Below are 7036 nucleotides of genomic sequence, written 5' to 3' on the forward strand. Positions count from 1 at the left end.
GAAATCCCTCCTCACTGTACCGTAATATTTTTTACCCTAATATAAGGACCTCCCATACCTACTGGAAGTGGCCATTGTTCAAATTTTCCGCAACCTCCCAATGAGAAAGAAAGAATTTCTATTTCTTTTGAGATGCCATCTATTTCATATAAAGTCTCCATTACATTTCCACTAATAACTGCAACATTTACAGGCTCTGCAATCTTTCCGTCTCTTATCATATAAGCGATACTAGGTGCCATGGTAAATGTAGACATACCTGAACCATGTTTTATATCTTCAACTAATATACCTTCTTCTACCTCTGAGATAAGTTCTTCTTTAGTTTCATCTCCAGCTTCAATATAAGTGGTAGTCATTCTCACTATAGGTTCAAACTCAAAATTCAACGCTCTTGCATTACCTGTTGTATTCTCTTTAAGAGATTCAGCTGTTACACTACTATGAAGCCTGCCTGAAAGAATTCCATCTTTAATTAAATAAGTTTTATTATGCTTAGTACCTTCATCATCAAAAGGAACAAATCCACTTCCTGGAATATCTCCCCTATCAACTATAGATAGATTATCTACTCCTACTTTTTTACCAATAGTCCATTCTTTCATCATGGTTTCATCTCCAACCATAAAATCTGCTTCAGATTTATGTCCAAAGCTTTCATGAGTGAATACTCCCGTTGCAATAGGTGAGAATATAACAGTGTATTTACCTGGATTAATAGGCTTAGCACCTTTAGTATAAATAATATCTTTATCTATCTTATCTTTAAGTTTCTCATGCAATGCTTTAAGTTCATTAAAATCTATAGTAGTCTTATCATAGCTACTATCTAGAGTCTTGCCATCTACATTTAGAGAATATCTGAATGCAACAGCACATGTCTGATAATCAAATTTTAAATCCGCACCTTTGCTTGAAAAAAACTGTTTTGTAGTTTTATGGTCAATATATATTGCCCTCCACATTTTTATTTCTTGTGTATCCTCTATAATTGAAAAATATGACTTCAAAAGATTAAGTTTTTCCTCTTGGCTTATATTTAATATATCATTTTCTTTAAATTGTAGAAATTCTCCCGTATTAATCTCAAATTTTTCAACTACAGGATTTTCATTAATTTTTTTATTTTCCTTAGCCATAAGTGCAAGTTTATTTATTTCTTCCTGAATATTATCTGTATCTGTAGTTGAACTGTAGTACCACCTTTGTCCATCAAATATTCTAATGAATCCCCCTTTATGATTTCTTCTTAGATTTTGTCTTAGCTCCCCATTTTGGTAGGTAATTTCACTGATAGAAGTATCTTCTAATCTTACATCTGTATAAAGATTCTCTGGAAAAATATACATCTAATCCCTCCCTAAAGTCTATAGTTGATTAAATATTACCAATATTACAAAATATTGTCAACGTACATTCTCTATGATCCCAGCTGTTGATATCATACCTTGACGCCTTATAAATTATATATCAATAGAAAATAGAATATGCTACATCGATTATGTATTATTGCTACTCTTCCCCATAAGATATATAATAATCTTGAAAGGAGCGTGTTTCTTATGCTTGCAATTAGTTGTGAAGAAATGAAAGCTATGGACTTCTACGCCATAGAGAAAATTGGCATTCCCAGCATAGTTCTAATGGAGAATGCTGCTCTCAGAGTAATAGATAATATTGATTTAGATAGGATGAACAGTATTACCCTAATATGCGGAGTTGGGAATAACGGTGGAGATGGTCTGGCTATAGCTCGTCATCTTATAATAAATAGAAAAAATGTGGATTTATTTATTGTTGGTAATTTAGACAAAGGAACCAAGGACTTTAACATTAATTTAAATATACTTAAAAACATGGAGCTAAAATTTATTCATATAACTGGAGAAAAAGAGCTAGAAATTCTTAAAAAATCCTTAGTAAAAAATGATTTAACTATAGATTCAATATTCGGAATTGGACTAACTAGAGATGTTGAAGATATTTATAAAGAGGTAATTTCTTTAATCAATCATTATTCGAATAATATTCTTTCAGTTGATATTCCTTCTGGGTTAGATGGAGATACAGGAGAAATCCTTGGCATTTCTGTTAAATCAAATAAGACTATTACCTTCCACCTAATTAAAAAAGGATTATTAGAATCTAAAGAATATACTGGAGAAATAATAGTGGAACCTATTGGAATACCTGAAAAGGTTACTAAGGTTATATTAGAAAGGATGGATTAATCCATCCTTTCAATTTGTAATCTCAATTTGACACATCTTCATCGCATTTAAGGCATTTTGGTGGCTTTCGGGAGTCACTCCTGCACAGCACTTTGCATCTACTGATATTTTCACCTCTGGTAGAAATGCCTTGATTAGAAGTGCATTGGAAATTACACAAATGTCAGTACAAAGACCTATTAGCTCTATTCCTTCTATTTTGTCTTTTTTATCTATTTCTATCAATTCTTGGACTAGTTCCTTTGAACAAAAGGTATCTTTATTATAAATATTAGTCTGAGCATCTTCGATTAATTCTTGAATATTTTTATGTAATTCCCATCCAGGTGTACCCTCTATACAATGCTCTACAGGCAACTTTTTTCCTTCTTGAGTAGATAAATAATCCTTGTTATGAGTATCCTTTGTATATATTACCTTACCTTTAAATTTCTTTATTTTTTGAATTACATTTGGGACAATATTAACTGCCTCTTTTGTACCTAATGCCCCATCTATAAAATCATTTTGCATATCGACAACAATTAATACCTTGTTCATTTTATTTTCCTTCCTTTCTATCTATTTTAATCTTTAGATATATGAACATCCACCAATTAACATACCAAATGCAATTGTAATAGCAGCCATTATTAAAGTTGCCCTACAAAAATTTTGTAAGTTTTTATTTGTTCCACTGCTAAATGCCCATAAAACATACATTAATATATTTAGGATGGGAACAGCAAGTATAATTAGTACCCCTATCCATTCTCCAATAGTCATTACATTATCATTATTCTTAGACTCTGGACTCTCCCAAGGTTTATTATAATCCTGAGACAAATTCTTCTCCCCCTTACCCCATTTTATTAAGCCTATTTAATCTATTCTATATAAATTTAAAAATTCCTTCTTTTTTCCTATATTTTTTACATATAAAAAGGATGGAGTAATCCATCCTTCTATATACCTATCTTATCTAATTCATCTAATTTATATTGTTTTATTATATTCATTAACTTTATAGGATATCCAGAATCTGTTGCATATCCTGCCCTTCTTAATGCCCAAGCTCCTTGAGTACTATTATGCATCACTTCTCTAAAAATACCATATCTCTCAGCTTTGAGAAGCAACTCTTTATGGTTTGCCCAACTTTCATTGATATTGTTATAAGCTCTAAATTCAGCATCAATTCTAAATTTAGTTCCGTTATATTCTTCCCATGTATTGGATATAACAGATCCCGCTGTTCCTTTTCCTTTAATTCCAAAGAGATTATTAGAAAATTTACCAGTATACTTATCTACAGGTACAGATTGTCCCCATCCTGTTTCTAGTATAGCTTGTGCCGTTTGTAACGAAGCAGACATTCCTGTATTCTTCCAAGATTCCTTTGCTAAATTAGATGCCACTCCTAAAAACTTATCTTTAGCAACAATTGGTTTTGGTCCATAAACTTTTCCCAAGTAAATTTTGATTGGAATTTCTTCACTCTCAATAGTTTTACCATTATACAAGCCCATGGCTTTAATATGACTATAACCTAACATTTCTTTAGTAGGTACAAATTTATATTCTACAGAAGGATTTTGCCCAGACCCTAAGACCTTTTTTGTTCCTTTAGCTGGGTTTATTAGGATATAATCCACACTAGCTATTCCAACATTACTCAATGCTTTTAATTTTACTTCTGATGTAATTACTTGTTTTGGTCCCACGCCTTCTAGAATTAAATTAGGCTTTCCAGATAATTTAACCGTGATACCTTGTGTCTGATGAATTATTCCTAAAGTATCTTTTACTCTAACTAGAAGTTCCTTAGTACCTGAATACTCTGGACCTGGAAACCATTTATAACTTCCATAACCTTGCTTTTTAAGTACTTCTTCTACTCCAGTATTTGGATCTCTTAGGATATATTCTGTTTCAGTAACATTAAAATTCCTAGTGGCAGATAGATTAACTGGTTTATTTATGGTCATATCCTTTGTAATCCCTGAGAATCCTAATTTATATGGAACTTGGACTTTAACATTAATGTATTCGCTAGAATAACCTTTATTATTCTCATCATACGCAATGACTTTAATTGAATAATTTCCACTTTCATCTACCATAGGCGACCAATTATATGGTCCCCATGGATCTAACTCCGTTGTTAAATTGGTTTTATTTTTATTCAAATTAATTATTTCATATTTTACATAAGATGCCAAAAAATTAATATTAGCGGATAAAGATATATTGCCATCTATCACTTGTCCATTTTTTACTCCATTTAAGGATATACTAGGTAATATATCAATATTTACAATTATAGAATCACCTGAAAGAAAATTCCCTCTATTATCATAAATAGCAGCTACAAGAATCTTCTTTCCGTTATCATCTAAACTTGGTAACCATGTATATTTTCCTGTCAAATTACTTCCTCTAGCTATAACTTTTCCCCTAGCAGTTTTAGGATCTAATAGCAAATATTTTATTTCTACACCATTTTTAGGCATACTATTAGACGCTTTAATTTGTAAATCCATTTTTCCCTTAACAGCTTGTCCTGAATTAACTGTCGAAATCTTTTCTTGAAAAAAAGTCTGAAAACTGGATTTGATTTTAGAGCTTACTTTGACAGCACTGTTAGTACCATCCCATTCGATACCAACACCTAAGGCAGTACCTACCAATCGTAGTGGTGCATAGGTGCTACCATTTATTATTATAGGTGGAGTATCCGATAAAAAATATCTTTCGTCTCCATCTATATATTGTACTAAATAACTATCTATCCTCAAAACTATTGTTTTATTATCTTTTTCAATTTTAACAGTCTTATCATCATTGTTCCAAGTAACCTTTGCTCCTAATTCTTCTGATATAAAACGTACAGGCACTAAAGTTCTGCCGTTTCTCACTGCTGGAGCTGCTGAAGAAGATATATCCCTCCCGTCTATTATTAATTTAATAGTGCTTGCAGCTAATGACTTATTATCTACAGCTCCCAGTATCAATAGTATCATTAGAATAACAACCATTTTTATGTTAAATATGCCTTTTCTTATTTTCATTTTTTCTCCCTTCTTCCTCAATCATATATAGCCTATTTTATTTCTTCAAAAGCCATTTTAGGTTGATTGCAAGTAGGACATTTCCACTCCTCTGGCAAATCTTCAAAAGCAGTATTAGGCACTATATCATGTAACTTATCTCCTCTTTCAGGTCTATAGGTATAACCACATACTGTACATTTATAATCTTTCATATTATCATCTCCATTATTATTCTTATATCCATTATTACATATATTCAAGTATTTACATATCTTATTCTAATGAGGTTATTCTATGAAGCCCTTTTCTTTCATCTTATGAGCATTATTAAACAGTGCCATTCCCGTCTTCATTCTCTTAAAATTGAATTTTTCGTAAAAAGATTCTTTCCCAGGTGAAGCATATAAAATACAATTGCAATTGGGAACTCCTTCTAAAATCTTATTCATAATAATTCTTCCTATACTTTTTCCTTGATATTCAGGGGATACTGCTATATCATAAATTGCAGCTTGATAGACTCCATCGGAAATTGTACGGCCAAATCCAATTAACTTCTCTTCATCAAAAACGAATACAACTCTATAGCTATTTTCAAAAGCCTTCTTATGAATATCTCTGTCATAATTAGCCATTCCAACTGCTTTCAATATCTCAACTACATTTTCCCACTCTATATTTGAGCAATCATACTGAAATCTGAATTTCATTCACTTTGCCTCCTGAAAACCTTAAATTAATAATATTTTAATGATAAAACTAACATTTGGAATATTGCTCACACCATATCATATGATCATTAACCATACCTATGGCTTGCATGAAAGCATAGCAAATTGTTGATCCCACAAATTTAAATCCATGAGCATATAAATCTTTACTTATAGCATCAGAAAGCTCTGTTGTCGTAGGTACTTGGGATAATTCTGTCCATGTATTTGTTATTGGACGATTATTGATGAATCTCCAAATATAACTATCAAAAGAACCATACTCTTCTTGAATACGCAAAAATGCTTGTGCATTACTTACTAGGGCATTTATCTTAGCTTTATTACGAATAATACCTGGGTTGAGCAATAACTGTTCCTTTTTCTCTATGCTATATTCAGCAATTATTTTAGGATTGAAACCATCGAAGGCTGTACGCATTGATTCTCTTTTATTTAGAACTGTAGTCCAACTTAATCCTGCTTGCATACCTTCTAATATAATCATTTCAAACAATAGATTATCATCATGAACTGGTTTACCCCATTCTTTATCGTGATATTCAATGTCTAAATCTTTTGTTGCCCATGGACATTTCTTGACTTCCATATAAATTCTCCTTATATTAAATTATTCTTAATCATTATCATACTAAGACGCTCTTCCATTCATCTTCCTTAAATCCAACCAAAACATCATCTTCGCATATAACAATAGGTCTTTTAACAAGCATACCATCTGTTGCTAAAAGTATAATCTTTTCATCCTCGGACATATCCAACAACTTATCCTTTAAACCTAGTTCCTTATACAGATTGCCACTTGTATTAAAAAGTTTCTTAATAGGATATTTACTTTTAAATATCCACTCTCTTAACTCATTTTCAGTGGGACTGTTCTCCTTGATATTTCTTTCTTCATACTCTATATTATTTTCATCTAACCATTTTTTAGCCTTTTTACAGGTACTGCATTTTGGATAACATATAAATAAATATTTCATAAGATCCTTGTATGATATAGTCAACGACTAAAATCATACTCTCCTTTCTTTTTTATTAT

The 7036-nt window shown here is 31.4% G+C and carries 9 protein-coding genes; 1 reads left to right on the forward strand and 8 read right to left on the reverse strand.

Annotated elements, in window-relative coordinates; translation table 11 throughout:
• Positions 1-11: 11 nt before the first annotated feature.
• Positions 12-1349, reverse strand: a complete 1338-nt coding sequence (locus RDK80_RS12535) for a TldD/PmbA family protein (RefSeq protein WP_308524445.1) — start codon at positions 1347-1349, stop codon at positions 12-14.
• 213 nt (positions 1350-1562) lie between these two features.
• Between RDK80_RS12535 and RDK80_RS12540 the strand changes: the two genes are divergently transcribed.
• Positions 1563-2231 (forward strand): NAD(P)H-hydrate epimerase, encoded by a 669-nt coding sequence (locus RDK80_RS12540; RefSeq protein ID WP_308524446.1) that lies wholly within the window; start codon positions 1563-1565, stop codon positions 2229-2231.
• Between the two features lie 9 nt (positions 2232-2240).
• Here RDK80_RS12540 and RDK80_RS12545 read toward each other — a convergent pair whose 3' ends face one another.
• The 7 genes from RDK80_RS12545 to RDK80_RS12575 form a co-directional block, all read right to left on the reverse strand.
• Complete coding sequence (locus tag RDK80_RS12545) at positions 2241-2771, reverse strand: cysteine hydrolase (protein ID WP_308524447.1); 531 nt, start codon at positions 2769-2771, stop codon at positions 2241-2243.
• Between the two features lie 33 nt (positions 2772-2804).
• Positions 2805-3056, reverse strand: coding sequence for a hypothetical protein (locus RDK80_RS12550; protein WP_308524448.1), 252 nt, complete (start codon positions 3054-3056; stop codon positions 2805-2807).
• A gap of 119 nt (positions 3057-3175) precedes the next feature.
• The gene (locus RDK80_RS12555) at positions 3176-5281 is read right to left on the reverse strand and encodes a stalk domain-containing protein (RefSeq protein ID WP_308524449.1); all 2106 of its coding nucleotides are present in this window, start codon (positions 5279-5281) and stop codon (positions 3176-3178) included.
• Between the two features lie 32 nt (positions 5282-5313).
• On the reverse strand, positions 5314-5475 hold the full coding sequence (locus RDK80_RS12560; RefSeq protein ID WP_308524450.1) for a rubredoxin: 162 nt from the start codon (positions 5473-5475) through the stop codon (positions 5314-5316).
• Positions 5476-5550: 75 nt separating this feature from the next.
• A complete protein-coding gene (locus tag RDK80_RS12565; protein WP_216560872.1) occupies positions 5551-5973 on the reverse strand; it encodes a GNAT family N-acetyltransferase in 423 nt (140 codons plus the stop codon).
• Positions 5974-6022: 49 nt separating this feature from the next.
• Positions 6023-6583 (reverse strand): DNA-3-methyladenine glycosylase I, encoded by a 561-nt coding sequence (locus RDK80_RS12570; RefSeq protein ID WP_308524451.1) that lies wholly within the window; start codon positions 6581-6583, stop codon positions 6023-6025.
• Positions 6584-6620: 37 nt separating this feature from the next.
• Positions 6621-6977, reverse strand: a complete 357-nt coding sequence (locus tag RDK80_RS12575; RefSeq protein ID WP_216560875.1) for an arsenate reductase family protein — start codon at positions 6975-6977, stop codon at positions 6621-6623.
• Positions 6978-7036 lie beyond the last annotated feature (59 nt).

Origin of the sequence: uncultured Tissierella sp., assembly GCF_902479755.1 — a bacterium.
Taxonomy (GTDB): domain Bacteria; phylum Bacillota; class Clostridia; order Tissierellales; family Tissierellaceae; genus Tissierella; species Tissierella carlieri.

What these genes read in the sequence shown, in the direction of transcription:
- RDK80_RS12535 (WP_308524445.1), bottom strand. Translation starts at nt 1,349, where the DNA reads ATGTATATTTTTCCAGAGAATCTTTATACAGATGTAAGATTAGAAGAT.
- RDK80_RS12540 (WP_308524446.1), top strand. Translation starts at nt 1,563, where the DNA reads ATGCTTGCAATTAGTTGTGAAGAAATGAAAGCTATGGACTTCTACGCC.
- RDK80_RS12545 (WP_308524447.1), bottom strand. Translation starts at nt 2,771, where the DNA reads ATGAACAAGGTATTAATTGTTGTCGATATGCAAAATGATTTTATAGAT.
- RDK80_RS12555 (WP_308524449.1), bottom strand. Translation starts at nt 5,281, where the DNA reads ATGAAAATAAGAAAAGGCATATTTAACATAAAAATGGTTGTTATTCTA.
- RDK80_RS12560 (WP_308524450.1), bottom strand. Translation starts at nt 5,475, where the DNA reads ATGAAAGATTATAAATGTACAGTATGTGGTTATACCTATAGACCTGAA.
- RDK80_RS12565 (WP_216560872.1), bottom strand. Translation starts at nt 5,973, where the DNA reads ATGAAATTCAGATTTCAGTATGATTGCTCAAATATAGAGTGGGAAAAT.
- RDK80_RS12570 (WP_308524451.1), bottom strand. Translation starts at nt 6,583, where the DNA reads ATGGAAGTCAAGAAATGTCCATGGGCAACAAAAGATTTAGACATTGAA.
- RDK80_RS12575 (WP_216560875.1), bottom strand. Translation starts at nt 6,977, where the DNA reads ATGAAATATTTATTTATATGTTATCCAAAATGCAGTACCTGTAAAAAG.